Source organism: Variovorax sp. GW823-FHT04B03, from assembly GCF_058796495.1.
This window is the reverse complement of sequence record NZ_JBXAIT010000004.1, coordinates 476,057-491,043: the sequence shown is the minus strand read 5'-3', so window position 1 is coordinate 491,043 and position 14,987 is coordinate 476,057. Positions and strand designations below refer to the sequence as shown.

The window sequence follows — 14,987 nt, the reverse complement described above, 5'->3', positions numbered from 1 at the left end:
CTTGAACACTTCAGGAGTACCCATGGATCTGTCGCTTTCCCCGTCCGCGCCCACGCTGGGGGAGGTCTTCATCGCGAACCGTGCCCAGCTCCAGCGCGTCGCGCAAAAGATCGTCCGCACCGCTGACCTCGCAGACGAAGTGCTGCAGGACGCCTACCTGAAGCTCGCCGACGGCGCCTCGGTGCGCGATGTCCGCAAGCCGCTCGGTTACTGCTGCCAGGTGGTGCGCAACGTGGCGGTCGACTACCACCGCCACCATTCCGTGGAGGCCAGCTACCGCACCTACTGCGACGACGTCGAACTCGTGAGCCCGCCCAGCAGCAACGACGCGCCCGACCGCGTGCTCGGCGGCCGGCAGGCGCTGGTGGCGATCGACCGCGTGCTCGAAGCGCTGCCGGCGCGCACCCGCCTCGCGTTCGAGCTCAACCGCCTCGGCGGCCTGACCCAGCGCGAGATCGCCGCGCGCCTGGGCTGCTCCGCCACGCTCGTGAACTTCATGATCAAGGACGCCGACGCTGCACTCGAAAGCTGCCGCTACCTCGTGCAGGCCGGCTGAGTTTTCCGACGCGCCGCATCGGCGCTACGATGGCCGCCGATGAGCAGCAGCCCCAACGACACGCAAAGCGACCCCACCTGGCAGACCGCCTGGGCATGGGTCCGCCGCCAGCACGCCGGCGAGGGCGCGCTCGACGCCGCCGCGAGCGCCGAGCTCGCACAATGGCTCGCCGCCGATCCCGCCCATCGCCAGACCTATGCCGAGGCGGCCCGCCTCTGGCTGCTCGTCGGCCTGATGCCGCCCGCGCACGACGTCCCTTCGCCGGACGCCGAAGACACGGCCCGCTAGCCCGCTCCCTCTCTTTTTTCGCAGCTCGAACAGCGGCCCCGCCGCAGCGCAGCCGTGCGCGGTTTTCATGCACCGAGGACTAAACACCCGGCCCCGCGGCGCGTCTTGTATCGCAAGGGCAAACCCTGCCCGTCATTGCACTTACCAAGAGGACCGCCCATGTCTACCAGCTGTTTCGACCGCGAGGACGAGACCTTCATCGTGCTCGTCAACCACGAAGCGCAGTACTCCATCTGGCCGCACTGGAAGGCCGTGCCTGGCGGCTGGACCGCCGTCGACGGCGTAAAGGGCGACAAGAAGACCGTGCTCGACTACGTCGAAGCCCAGTGGACCGACATGCGCCCCAAGTCGCTGCGCGACTGGATGGCCGCTCAGCAGCAACCTGACAACGCCTCCGCCTGACCCACATGCAGGCCTCGCTGCCCCTGCTGTGCCTGCCCTGCGCGGGCGCCAGCGCCACCATGTACCTGCGCTGGCGGCGTGCGCTGCCGCGCTGGATCGAGGTCGTGCCGGTCGAGCTGCCGGGCCGCGGCGGGCGCCTGGGCGAGCGCTTCGTCGACGACTTCGACCGCATGGTCGCGCAGCTGTGCGCCGAGCACGAAGGCGTGCTGCGCGGTCGCTACGCGCTGTTCGGCCACAGCATGGGCGCCTTGCTGGCCTGGGGCATGACGCAGCACCAGCGGCAGCAGCAGCGCCCGCTGCCGAGTGCGCTGATCGTCTCCGGCAGCGCGGCACCTTCGCAGCGCGACCCCGATCGCTTTCTCGACACCGCCGACGACGCAGCCCTCATCGCCGACCTGCGCAAGCAGGGCGGCACGCCCGACGAACTCTTCGACAGCCCCGAGCTGTTGCGCATGACGCTCGACACCCTCGGCGCTGACTACCGTCTGTGCCGCAGCTTCGTGCACACCGACCCCGCGCCATTGCCCGTGCCCCTGCATGTGCTGGCCGGCCGCCAGGACGACATCGCCCCTTGGCGCATGCAGGCCTGGGCCGCCGAGACCGCGCATGTGCGCTTCACGCTCGATTGGTTTGAGGGCGGCCATTTCTTCATCCGCCAGCACGAGACCTCCGTGCTGGCCGCGCTGGCGCGGCACCTCGCGCCGGCGATGATGGCGGGAGGCGTCGATGCGGCTCGTGCCCTGGCATGACCCGTTGCCGCCGGGCATCGCGTTGCACCGCCTGGACCTCGACCTTGCGACGGAGGACGGCGATGCCTGGGCCGATCTCACGCCCGACGAACACGCACGCGCGAACCGATTCGCCCGCCGCGCCGACCGCGTGCGCTTCGCCCACACCCGCGCCGCCGTGCGCCGCCTGATCGCGCAGCGCCTCGCCTGCCGTCCGGCGGACGTGCCACTGCGCGCCGACGCGCACGGCAAGCCCTTCGTCGAAGCCGCAGGTGACAAAGCAGTACCGCTCTTCAACATCTCGCACGCCGGCGATCACGCGCTCATCGCGCTGGCCGACCCGGCGCGCGTGCGCTGCGTCGGCGTCGACATCGAAGCCTGCGCGCGCGACCTCATGGCCGACGCCGATGCGCTGCTCGCCATGGCCTTCACTGCGCGCGAACAGCGCGAAATTCGCAGCGACGCCGACTTGCCACGTGCCTTCTACCGACGCTGGGTCGGCAAGGAGGCCGTGTTGAAAGCCGCCGGCGTCGGCATGGCCGAGCACCTGCAAAGCGTCGGCATCCACCCCGATGCCCATGGCGCGCTCGCCGTCGACTGCGCCGTGCCCGCGTGGGCCGGCATCGAAGCGATGGCGCTGTCCGCGCCGCCGGGCTATGCCGCCGCGCTGGCCTGGCACACCAAGGAACAACCCCTGTGAACCCGATGCATCCCGTGGACTTCGTGACCCACCTGCGTGGCCTCGCCGCGCAGCGACCTGACGACATCGCATTGATCGCCATCACCGACCGCGACGGCAGCGCGCTCGACACGCCCATCAGCTACCGCACCCTCGACGCGCGCGTGCGCGGCCTTGCGGCGCACCTGCAGCAGGCCTTCGCGCCCGGCGGCCGCGCGCTCATCATGCTGGACAACAGCGACGACTACGTTGTCAGCTTCTTCGCCTGCCTCTACGCAGGCCTCGTCGCCGTGCCAGTGTTTCCGCCCGAGTCCACGCGCAAGCGCCACCTGGGCAAGCTCGAAGGCATCGCCGCCGACGCGGGTGCCTGCTGCGTACTGACCCACGCCGCCATCCGCGATGCGATGGCAGGCGTGGCCGATGCCTTCGCGCAGGCCACGCTCATCGCCGTGGACGAGATCGACGCCGCCGGCGCCGACGCATGGCGCCCGCACACACCGGCCGCCAGCGACATTGCCTTCCTGCAGTACACCTCCGGCTCCACCTCGGCGCCCAAGGGCGTCATGGTCACGCATGCCAACCTGATGGCGAACATGCGCGCGATCGAAGAGGGCCTTTCGGTCTGCACGAGCGACACCTTCGTCACCTGGCTGCCGCTGAACCACGACATGGGCCTCATCGGCGGGCTGCTGCAGCCGATGCATCGCGGCGCCGTCGTGGCGCTGATGTCGCCGCGCTACTTTCTCGAGCGCCCCGTGCGCTGGCTCGAAGCCGTGTCGCGGCTGCGCGCCACGGTCAGCGGCGGGCCCGACTTCGCCTACCGCCTGTGCCTGGACCGCGTGTCCGACGCGCAGCTGCAAAGGCTCGACCTGTCGTCATGGCGCCTCGCGTTCTCCGGCGCCGAGCCGGTGCGCGCCGACACCCTGCGGTCGTTCCAGCAACGCTTCGCGCCCGCGGGCTTTCCGGCCGAAGCGGTCTACCCCTGCTACGGCCTGGCCGAATCGACGCTGTTCGTCACGGGCGGGCAGCGCGGCGCCGGCATGGTCGCGCACGCCTTCGACAAGGCACGCCTGGCACAAGGCGCCGTGGTGCGCGACGACGGCGGCGCGATGCTCGTGGGCTGCGGCCGCAGCGTCACGCACCACGCGGTGCGCATCGTCGACACCGCCACGCTGGTCGCGTGCGCCGACGGCGCCGTCGGCGAGATTTGGGCCTCGGGCCCGAGTCTGGGCAGCGGCTACTGGAACAAGCCCGAGGTGTCGCAGAAGACCTTCGTCGAGCCCGACGGCACGCGCTGGCTGCGCACCGGCGACCTGGGCTTCGTGCACGACGGCCAGCTCTACGTGGCCGGCCGCATCAAGGACATGGTCATCGTGCGCGGCCACAACCTGTACCCGCAGGACATCGAGCGCGAAGTGGAGCGTGAGGTCGAGGCCGTGCGCAAGGGCCGCGTCGCGGCCTTCGCGGTCGAGGGGCCGGAAGGCGAGGGCATCGGCCTCGCGGCCGAGGTGTCGCGCAGCATCCAGAAGCTGGTGCGGCCCGAGGTGCTGGTCGAGGCACTGAGCGCGGCCGTGAGCGAGCAGTGCGGCGAGCCGCTGTCGGTCGTGATGCTGCTCAACCCCGGCGGCATGCCCAAGACCACGAGCGGCAAGCTGCAGCGCGGCGCCTGCCGCCAGGGCTGGATCGATCGCACGGCGGACGCCTATGCGATCTACGCCCACGGTGCGTTCGTGCTGGGTGGCAGCGCCCCCGCAGTCGACACAACCGAAGCCGCGCTCGACGACGTCGAGCAGGCCCTCGCCACGATCTGGCACGAGGTGCTGCGCCGCCCCGTCGAACGGCCGCTGGCGCGCGACGCGCACTTCTTCACCCACGGCGGCAACTCGCTCGCCGCCACGCAGGTGGCCGCGCGCATTGGCGAGCGCTGGGACATCGACTTTCCATTGCGTGCGCTGTTCGAACAGCCGCGCCTGGGCGACCTCGCGCGCGAACTGCGGCGCGTGCGGGCGCTCGGCCAGCGCCGCGCGCACCAGCCGATCCCGGCCCTGCCGGCCGAGCGCCGCACGGGGCTGCTCGCGCTGTCGCATGCGCAGGCGCGCCAGTGGTTCCTCTGGCAGCTCGATCCGAAGAACAGCGCGTACCACGTGGGTGTGGCGCTGCGCCTGTCGGGTGTGTTGAATGCGGATGCATTGAAGGCGGCGCTCGAAGGCCTGCTTGCACGCCACGAGAGCCTGCGCACCGTGTTCCGCACGGCGGCCGACGGCACGGTCGGGCAGCAGGTGCTGCCGATGGCACCGCTGGCGCTTGCCCACATCGACCTGCGCGCACTGCCGGACGGCGACCGCGAAGGCGCGGCCGCCGCGCAGGCGCGCAAGCTGCAGGCCGAGCCTTTCGACCTCGCAGCCGGCCCCGTGCTGCGCGCCGCGTGGCTCCAGCTCGGCGACGAGCGCCACATCCTCGCGATCGTCACGCACCACATCGTGTCCGACGGCGCTTCGTTGCAGGTGCTGCTCGACGAGTTCGGCGCCGCCTATGCCGCGCACGCGAAGGGCGAAACGCCGTCGCTTGCCACGCCGGCGATCCAGTACGCCGACTACGCCGCGTGGCAGCGCGACTGGCTCGCCGCGGGCGAGGCCGAGCGGCAACTGACCTACTGGCGCGCCCAGCTCGGCGACGCGCATCCCGTGCTGGCCCTGCCCACGGACCGCCCCCGTCACGCGGTCGCGAACTACCGCGCGGCCTCGCACGCCTTCGAGCTCGACGCGGCCCTCGTCGCCCGCCTGCACGCCACCGCGCAGGCGCACGGCGCCACGCTGTTCATGGTGCTGCTCGCGGGTTTCCAGGCGCTGCTGCACCGCTACACCGGCCAGCCCGACGTGCGCGTGGGCGTGCCCGTCGCCAACCGCCATCGACCCGAGACCACGGGCCTCATCGGCTTCTTCGTCAACACGCAGGTGCTGCGCGCCACGCTGAACGGCCGCACCCCGTTCGCGCAACTGATGGCCCAGACCCGCGAGGCCGCGCTCGGCGCGCAGGCCCATCAGGACCTGCCGTTCGAGCAGCTCGTGGACGCCCTGCAGCCGCAGCGCAGCCTGAGCCACAACCCGCTGTTCCAGGTGATGTTCAACCTGCTGCGCGAAGACACGGCCGTGCTGCGCGGCCTGCCGGGCCTGGCGGTCGACGAGTACCGCATGGACGACAGCGCCGCGCAGTGCGAACTCGCGCTCGACATCCGCGAGCGCGCCGACGGCCAGGTGCGTGCGGTCTTCACCGCGGCGGCAGAGCTGCTCGATGCGGCGACGGTTGCGCGCATGGCCGCGCACTACCGCGCGTTGCTCGACGCGCTGACGGCCGACCCGGCCCGCGCCATCGGCGATGCGCCGTGGCTCGCTGCCGAAGAGCAGGCGCAACTGCATGCCTGGGGCACGGGCACATCGCCCGCATCCGCCGCGACTCCCGCACACCGGCTTTTCGAGGCGCACGTCCGCCGTGCACCGGATGCCATCGCGTTGATCGCCGGCGACACCGAGCTCTCCTACGCCGCACTCGACCGCCGCGCCAACCGCCTCGCGCACCGCCTGCTGCGCCACGGCGTGCGGCCCGACACGCCAGTCGCCGTGGCCGTCGATGCCCCGATCGATCGCGTTGTCAGCCTGCTCGCCGTGCTGAAAGCCGGCGGCACCTACCTGCCGATGGACCCGTCACACCCGCCGCAGCGGCTGTCGCAGTTGCTGGTAGACAGCGGCGCCGCGCTGTTGCTGACCGGCAGCCACAGCTCGGTGGACGGACCCGTCACGCGCATCACGGTCGACGACGCATCGCTCGACGACGAACCGAACGAGACCCCGCAAGTCACGCTGCACGACCACCACCTAGCCTACGTGATCCACACCTCGGGCACCACCGGCCGCCCCAAGGGCGTGGCGGTCGCGCACGGCGCGCTGTCGATGCACCTCCAGGCCATGGCCGACACCTGCGGCTTCACGGCGAGCGATCGTTCGCTGCAGTTCGCGCTGCCGCACGTCGATGCCGCCATCGAGCAGTGCCTGCTGCCGCTGACCACCGGCGCCGCGCTGGTGCTGCAGCCGCAGTGGTGCTCGCTCGCCAGCGAACTCGACGCCTTGCTCCAACGCCACCGCGTCAGCGTGGTCGACCTGCCGCCGGCCTATGCGCGCCAGCTGCTGCAAGACCAGCCGCCGTTCCACCACGCCGTGCGCCTCGCGCTCTTCGGCGGCGAGGCCTGGACCGGCGAAGACCTCGCGCTGGTCCGCCGCGTGCTGCACCCGGCACGCGTCGTGAACGCCTACGGCCCGACCGAGGTCGTGATCACGCCGACCCTGTGGTCTGCCGACACCGAGGCCATCGTGCAGGGCTACGCCCCCATCGGCCGCCCGGTCGGCCGCCGCACCGCCCATGTGCTCGACGCCGACCTGCAGCCCGTGCCGCAGGGCGTGCCCGGCGAGCTGTACCTCGGCGGCGACGGCCTCGCGCGTGGCTACCTCGGGCGCGCGGCGTTGACGGCCGAGCGCTTCGTCGCCGACCCCTTCGATCCATCAGGCGGGCGCCTGTACCGCACCGGTGACCTCGTGCGCTGGCGCGCCGACGGTCAGCTCGAGTACCTCGAGCGGCTCGATCACCAGGTGAAGGTGCGGGGCTTCCGCATCGAACTTGGCGAAGTCGAGGCGCGTTTGCGTGAGCAGCCCGGCGTGCGCGAGGCGCTGGTGTGCCTGCATGAGGGCGCAGCCGGCCCGTCGCTCGTGGCCTACGTCGCACCCGCTGCAGGCGCATCGCTCGGCGCGACCACGCTCAAGACGCAGCTGGCGCAGGCGCTGCCTGATTACATGGTGCCTTCGGCGCTGATGGTGCTCGACAGCTTCCCGCTCGGTGCCAACGGCAAGGTGGACCGCCGCGCGCTGCCCGCACCGGCGGCCGCCGGCACGCCAGGCTACGAAGCCCCCCACGGCGATGTCGCGCAGACGCTGGCCGCGATCTGGGCCGAGCTGCTCAAGGTCGCGCAGGTCGGCCTGCACGACAACTTCTTCGACCTCGGCGGCAACTCGCTGCTCGTGATCCGCATGCACCGGCTGGTGGAAGACCGCCTGCAGCCGGGCCTGGCGGTGGTCGACCTCTTCAAGTACCCGACCGTCGGCGCGCTCGCCCGCCACATCGAGCAGAAGGGGCGCGGCCCCGCCGCTGCCGCCACCGACGACGCCGCGCAGGCGAAGCAGCGCGCGCAGCAACAGCGCGCCGCCCTGCTGCAACGCCGCCGACCCACGGAAAGAACCCTCTGATGCACGCGCAAGACGACACCCCGCCTTTTGCCCCCGACACCACGGGCCTCGAGATCGCCATCGTCGGCATGGCCGGCCGCTTCCCCGGCGCGCCCGACGTGGACGCCTTCTGGCGCAACATCCGCGACGGCGTCGAGTCGGTCACCGTCTTCAGCGACGACGAGCTGCGTGCGCGCGGCGTGCCCGAGCGCGCGCTGGCCGATCCCGACTACGTGAAGGCCGGCGTGCTGTTCGACGGCTTCGACCGCTTCGACGCCGGCTTCTTCGGTTACTCGCCGCGCGAGGCCGAGCACCTCGATCCGCAGCAGCGCATCTTTCTCGAATGCGCCTGGGAGGCGATGGACCACGCGGGCTGGCCGACCGGCCAGAAGGGCGGGGCGCCCGTCGGCGTCTACGCGGGCGACGGCCCCAACCTCTACCTCATGAAGCACCTGCTGCCCGCCGTCGGCATCGACGCGGGCACCGGCATCGCCGACATGCTGGGCCTCATGAGCGGCAACTCCGCCGGGTCGCTGTGCACGCGCGTGGCCTACAAGCTCGACCTGCGCGGCCCGGCGCTGAGCGTGCAGACCGAATGCTCGACCTCGCTGGTGGCCGTGCACCTGGCCTGCCAGGGCCTGCTGAGCCACGACTGCGACATGGCGCTGGCTGGCGGCGTGTGGCTCAACCTGCTGCAGGAGGGCGGCTACCGCTACCAGAACGGCGCCATCCTCTCGCCCGACGGCCACTGCCGCGCCTTCGACGCCCGGGCCGCGGGCACGGTGATCGGCAGCGGCGCGGGCATCGTCGTGCTGCGCCGACTGGCCGATGCGCTGCGCGACGGCGACACCATCCACGCCGTCATCAAGGGCACGGCCGCCAACAACGACGGCGCCGACAAGATCGGCTTCACCGCACCGAGCGTGCAGGGCCAGGCCGGCGCGATCCGCGCGGCGCAGCTGATGGCCGACGTGCCTGCGCACACGGTCGGCTATGTCGAGGCGCACGGCACCGGCACCACGCTGGGCGACCCGATCGAGCTGGCCGCGCTCACGCAGGCCTTCCGTGCCGATGGCGGCGATGGCGGGCGCTGCGGCTACTGCGCCATCGGCTCGGTCAAGACCAACATCGGCCACCTCGACGCGGCGGCCGGCGTGGCGGGGCTCATCAAGGCGGCGCTGGCGCTGCGCCACCGCACGCTGCCGCCGAGCCTGCACTTCGAGCAGCCGAACCCGCAGATCGATTTCGCGAACAGCCCGTTCCGCGTGAACACCGAGGCGCTCCCGTGGCCCGAGGGCGATACGCCGCGCCGCGCGGGCATCAGCTCCTTCGGCATCGGCGGCACCAACGTGCACGTCGTGCTCGAAGAGGCACCGCGCGTGGTCACGGCCACAGAAGCGGCCGGCTGGCAGGTGCTGCCACTGTCGACCCGCAGCGCGTCCGCAACGCGCAAGGCCGCGCAGCGACTGGCCGATCACCTGCGCGCGCACCCCGCGTTGCCGTTCGCCGACATTGCCCACACCCTGCAAGCGGGCCGCCGCGTCTTCGAGCACCGCAGCGCCGTGGTGGCCGACCATGCCGAAGGGGCCGCGCAGCTGCTCTCGGCGGGCGAAGGCCTGGCCGTGCGCGCCGCGCCCGCGCAGGCGCCCGAGGTGGTCTTTCTCTTTCCCGGCGGCGGCACGCAGCACGCCCAGATGGGCCGCGCGCTCTACGAGGACGACGCGGCCTTCCGCGACGACATCGACCGCTGCTGCACGCTGCTGGAACCCGAGCTGGGCTTCGACCTGCGCACCGTGCTGTTCCCCGCGCCCGGCGGCGAAGCCGAGGCCGACGCGCGGCTGTTCGACATCGCGCTCGCGCAACCCGCGCTCTTCGTCGTCGCCTACGCGATGGCGCAGTGGTGGATGCGCCGCGGCGTGCGGCCCGCGGTGATGATGGGCCACAGCCTCGGCGAGTACGTCGCGGCCTGCCTCTCGGGTGTGTTTCGCCTCGAAGACGCGCTGCGCGTCGCGGCCCTGCGCGGGCGCCTGCTGCAGTCGATGCCGCCCGGGGCGATGACCGCCGTGCCGCTGTCGCAGGCCGCGCTCGCGCCCTTCCTCGCGCCGGGCTGCGACCTCGCCGCCGCCAACGCCGAGCAGCTGAGCGTGATCTCCGGCCCGCGCGAAGCGGTCGAGGCCGCCGAGGCGCGGCTGCGCGCGGCGGGCCACCTGCCGCGCCGGCTGCATGTGTCGATCGCTTCGCACTCGGCGATGACCGAGCCGCTGCTCGCGCCGCTCGAAGCGCTCATCGCTTCGGTGCCGCGCCGGCCGCCGACGATTCCCTTTGTCTCGAACGTCACGGGCCAGCTCATCACGCCCGAAGAGGCCATGAGCCCCGCCTACTGGGCGCGTCACCTGCGCGGCACCGTGCAGTACGCCGACGGCGTGGGCTCCTTGCTGCAGGTGCCGGGCCGCGTGCTGCTTGAGGTCGGTCCCGGCGAAACGCTGGCGGGCCTGGCGCGCCAGCATCCGCTGGCCGACACCGCCGCCGGCGTGTTCGCCAGCCAGGCGCATCCGCAGCAGCAGGCACGCAATGCGCAGCAGATCGCGCAGACGCTGGCCCAGCTGTGGGTGGCGGGCGTGGACATCGACTGGGCCGCCTGCCGTGCGGGCGCCGCGCGTCGGCGCGTGCCGCTGCCGGCGTATCCGTTTCAGCGCCGCCGCTACTGGGTGGAAGCGCCCGGCGCTGCGAAGGCGCCGCAACGAACCAACGCCGACGCGTTCTATGTGCCCTCGTGGCAGCGCACGGAGCCGCTGGCCGTCGCATCGTCGGCATCGACCGACGGCTGTCTGCTCGTGCTCGGCGACAGCCGCAGCCTCACGGGCCACCTCGTGCGGCAGCTGCGTGCGCAGGGCCGCACCGTCGTGCTGGCCGAGCGCGGCAGCACCTTCGCACGCACGGCCCACGGCCACTGGACGCTGCGCCCCGGCGCGCGCGACGACCACGCCCGCTTGCAGACGGAGATCGCGGCCGACTTCGGCGCCATCGTCGGCATCTACCACCTGTGGAGCCTCGACGAGGCGCTGCCCGCACAGCAGCCGCAGGCCGAGCTGCTCGAACGCAGCTTCTTCAGCCTGCTCGCGCTCGTGCAGTCGCTCGACGCCGGCGAGCGCACGCTGCCGCTGGCCGTCGTCGCCAACCAGCTCGAAGACGTCACCGGCACCGAGCCGCTGTGTCCCGAGAAGGCCACGCTGCGCGGCATCGGCAAGGTGATCGGGCAGGAATATCCGCGCGTGCATTGCCGCGTGATCGACGTCGTGCTGCCCGCGCCTGAAAGCGATGCCGAAGGCCGGCTGGTCATGCAGATCGTGGCCGAGGCCGCGGCGCTGCAGACCGAGCCCGGCGAACCGCTGGTGGCTTGCCGCGGCGCGCACCGCTGGATCAAGACCTACGAACCCGCAACGCTGACCGCCGCCGCGCAGCCGCGTTTGCGCCGCGAGGGCGTCTACCTCGTCACCGGCGGCTTGGGCGGTGTCGGCCTTGCGCTGGCGAAGCACCTGGCCGTGCAATGGCAGGCGCGGCTGGTGCTGCTGGGCCGCACGGCGCTGCCGGCGCGCGCGGAATGGCCAGCGCTGGTGGTGGCCGACAGCACGCCCGGCGCTCTGAAGATGCGGCTGCAGCAGCTGCTCGAACTCGAAACGCTCGGCGCACAGGTGCTCACCGTGTCGGCCGACGTGTCCGACGCCGACGCGATGCGTGCCGCCCTCGCACAGGCGAACGATCGCTTCGGCCCGCTGCACGGCGTCGTGCACGCCGCCGGTGACGGGGGCGGCGGCATGATGGCCGGACGCACGTGCGCACAGATCGACACCGTGTTCGCGACCAAGGTGCGTGGCACCCGCGTGCTGTTCGACACGCTGCGCGGCCAGCCGCTGGACTTCGTGCTGCTGTGCTCGTCCATCTCCAGCGTGGCCGGCGGCCTGGGCATGAGCGACTACGCTGCTGCCAACGCCTACCTAGACGCCGTGGCTGTCGCGCATGAGCGGCTCGGCACGTTCCCGGTGCTCTCGGTCAACTGGGACGCCTGGCGCGGCCTGGGCATGGCCGCGCACATGGACGTGCCCGACGACATCGGCATGGACGGCCCCGAAGGCGCACGCGTCTTCGAGCGCATCGTCAACGGCCCGGCGCGGGCGCAGACCGTGATCTCGACCACCGACCTGGCCACGCGCCTGGGCCCGCTCGACAACGGCATGCTCGACCTGCTCGGCGACGAGGCGCCGGCGGCTGCCGCAGGCGCGGCCCATCCCCGGCCCGCGCTGCAGACCCCGTTCGTCGCGCCGCAGGGCGAGGTCGAGACGGCGCTCGCGGCGCTGTGGACCGAGCGCCTGGGCATTGCGCCCATCGGCGTGGACGACAACCTGTTCGAGCTCGGCGGCGATTCGCTCGTGGCCATCCAGCTGCTGTCTCGCGTGCGCAAGCGCTACGCGACCGAGCTGCACCCCAGCGAGTTCTTCAAGGCGCCGACCATCGCCGGCCTGGCCGCGCGGCTCGGCGTCGCCTCGACCACCAGCGCGCCGCAGCGCAGCGCGATGGAGATCACGCCCGTCGCGCGCGGCGGTGCGCTGCCGTTGTCGCCGATGCAGCGCCGCCTCTGGCTGGTCGACCGCCTCACCGACGCCGCCAACCGCAGTGGCCGTGCGGCCTACAACATGTCGGCCGGCCTCGCGCTGCATGGCGAGCTCGACATCGGCGCGCTGCGCGCCGCCATCGACGCGATCGTGGCGCGCCACGAGGTGCTGCGCACCGTGTTCACCGAGGACGACGACGGCGAGCCCATGGCCGTCGTGCGCTCCGGCGCGCCGCTCGACATTCCCGTCATCGCACTCGACGACGGCGCGCGCTACGGCCCCCTGTTCGACGAACTGGTGCGTGCACCGCTCGCGCTGGCCGAAGGCCCGCTCATCAAGGCCACCGTCGTGCGCATGGCCGCGCGCGAGCATGTGCTGGTGCTCGTGGTGCACCACATCGTGTTCGACGGCTGGTCGATCGCCGTGTTCGCACGCGAGCTGGCCGCGTTCTACGAGCGAGCGCGGCGCGGCCAGCCGCTGGCACTGGCACCGCTGCCCGTGCAGTACGCCGACTACGCCGCCTGGTATGCGCGCGCACTGGCCTCCGACGGCTTTGCGCCGAAGGCCGCGTTCTGGCGCGAGCGGCTGGCGGGTGCGCCGCAGGCCTCGGGCATCAAGCCCGACCATCAACGCCCCTCTGTGCCCACGCACGCCGGCGATTCGGTGCGGCTCACGCTGTCGCCCGCGCTGTCGCAGTCGCTGGCCGCGCTCGCGCGGGCGTCGGACACCTCGCTGTTCACGCTGCTGCTGTCGTCGTTCTTCCTGTTCTTCCACCAGGCTTCGGGCGCCGACGACATCGTCATCGGCACCGACGTCGCGGGCCGCGGCCACCCCGACCTCGAAGGGCTGCTCGGCTTCTTCGTCAACGTGGTGCCGCTGCGCTCGCGCCGCAGGAAGGGAACGACCGATTTCGCGCAATGGCTCGCCGCCACCAAGGCCGACACCCTGGCCGCGATGGACCACCAGGACGTGCCTTTCGACCGCATCGTCGAGCTGTCGGGCGTGCCGCGCGCACGCGACCGCAACCCGCTGGTGCAGGCGCTCTTCGTGCTCCAGAACACGCCCGAGATCCGGTTCGCCATCGAAGGCGCCGAGGTCGAGGTGCTGCCCCAGCAGATGAACGAATCCAAGTTCGACCTGGCGGTGTTCGCCAGCGAACACGACGGCGCGCTCACCGCCGAGTGGGTGTTCGCCACCGACCTCTACCGGCGGGAGACCGTCGAAACCTTCACCGCTTCGTGGCATGCGCTGCTGGAGCGGATCGTCGCCACACCCGGCCAGCCCCTCGACGCGCTGGCTCCCATGCCCTCGCAGGAATCCATCGCCATGACAAACGCTCCCAACGTCCGCCCGGCCTCGAAGCTGGACAAGCTCGGCAAACTTGGAAAGCTCGACGCCCTGGGCGCCGGCCGCGTCCCTGTGCGCGCCGCCGCGCGGCCCGCCGTGCAGACCTCGTTCCTGAAGCCCGGCGCCGAGTTCCCCATCGTGCTGCAGGCCACCAGCCCCGAGCTCGACACCGTCGCCTGGGCCAAGGGCCAGGCCGACTACATCGAGATGCTGGTCGCCAAGCACGGCGGCATCCTGTTCCGCGACTTCGGCCTGAAGACACCGCAGGACTTCGAAGCTTTTGCCGAAGCCATCGAGCCCGAGCTGTACGGCAGCTACGGCGACCTGCCGAAGAAGGAGGGCGGCAAGAAGACCTACCGCTCCACGCCGTACCCCGAGCGCCAGATGATCCTGTTCCACAACGAGAGCGCGCACCTGGACCGCTGGCCGCGCAAGCAGTGGTTCTTCTGCGAGCTGCCGTCGCCCGTGGGCGGCGCCACGCCCATCGTCGACTGCCGCGAGATGCTGCGCCGCCTGCCGGCCGACGTGGTGGCCGGTTTCGAGCGCAAGGGGCTGCAGTACGTGCGCACCTTCACGCCCGGCCTGGACGTGAGCTGGCAGGATTTCTACAAGACCGATCGCCGCGAGGACGTCGAGGCGCGCCTGGCCGCCGCCGGCATCGAATGGCGCTGGTTCGACGGCGACACGCTGCAGACGCGCACCCGCTGCCCCGCCGTGATCCGCCACCCGCTCACCGGCGAGCGCGTGTTCTTCAACCAGGTGCAGCTGCACCACGTCGCGTGCCTCGAGGCGCAGGTGCGCGAAGACCTGCTGGCCATGGGCGGCGTCGAGCGCCTGCCGCGCCACGTGACCTACGGCGACGGCTCGCCCATCGCGGACGAAACCATGGCCATCGTCGGCGAGGCCTACGAGGCCTGCGCCGTGCGCTTCGACTGGCGCCAGGGCGACGTCGTGATGCTCGACAACATGATCGCCGCTCATGCACGCGACCCCTTCGAGGGCCCGCGAAAGATCGTGGTGGCGATGGGCGCGATGTTCGACCGCGCCGCGCTCGACGACGGCGCGCGCGGCGCCGAGTCCCGCCTGGCCGACGAACAGGGCGCCTGA

General features: G+C 71.9%; 7 protein-coding genes. All 7 read left to right on the top strand.

The window, feature by feature from the left end; translation table 11 throughout:
• The first annotated feature begins 22 nt into the window (after positions 1 to 22).
• The 7 genes from AC1RAD_RS19550 to AC1RAD_RS19520 all read left to right on the top strand — a co-directional run bounded on the left by AC1RAD_RS19550 (position 23) and on the right by AC1RAD_RS19520 (position 14,987).
• Positions 23 to 556, top strand: a complete 534-nt coding sequence (locus tag AC1RAD_RS19550) for a sigma-70 family RNA polymerase sigma factor (protein WP_492736714.1) — start codon at positions 23 to 25, stop codon at positions 554 to 556.
• Positions 557 to 595: 39 nt separating this feature from the next.
• Positions 596 to 844 carry a FecR/PupR family sigma factor regulator gene (locus AC1RAD_RS19545; protein ID WP_492736712.1) on the top strand — a complete coding sequence of 83 codons (249 nt, stop codon included), beginning with the start codon at positions 596 to 598 and terminating at the stop codon, positions 842 to 844.
• A 159-nt stretch (positions 845 to 1,003) separates the two neighbouring features.
• A complete protein-coding gene (locus AC1RAD_RS19540; RefSeq protein ID WP_062469889.1) occupies positions 1,004 to 1,246 on the top strand; it encodes an MbtH family protein in 243 nt (80 codons plus the stop codon).
• Between the two features lie 5 nt (positions 1,247 to 1,251).
• On the top strand, positions 1,252 to 1,995 hold the full coding sequence (locus AC1RAD_RS19535) for a thioesterase II family protein (protein WP_492736710.1): 744 nt from the start codon (positions 1,252 to 1,254) through the stop codon (positions 1,993 to 1,995).
• Positions 1,973 to 2,674 carry a 4'-phosphopantetheinyl transferase family protein gene (locus tag AC1RAD_RS19530; protein ID WP_492736708.1) on the top strand — a complete coding sequence of 234 codons (702 nt, stop codon included), beginning with the start codon at positions 1,973 to 1,975 and terminating at the stop codon, positions 2,672 to 2,674. The genes AC1RAD_RS19535 and AC1RAD_RS19530 overlap by 23 nt, the downstream gene beginning before the upstream one ends.
• A gap of 5 nt (positions 2,675 to 2,679) precedes the next feature.
• Entirely contained in the window at positions 2,680 to 7,944 is a 5,265-nt protein-coding gene (locus tag AC1RAD_RS19525) for an amino acid adenylation domain-containing protein (RefSeq protein ID WP_492736970.1), read from the top strand.
• Positions 7,944 to 14,987, top strand: a complete 7,044-nt coding sequence (locus AC1RAD_RS19520; protein ID WP_492736706.1) for an SDR family NAD(P)-dependent oxidoreductase — start codon at positions 7,944 to 7,946, stop codon at positions 14,985 to 14,987. The genes AC1RAD_RS19525 and AC1RAD_RS19520 overlap by 1 nt, the downstream gene beginning before the upstream one ends.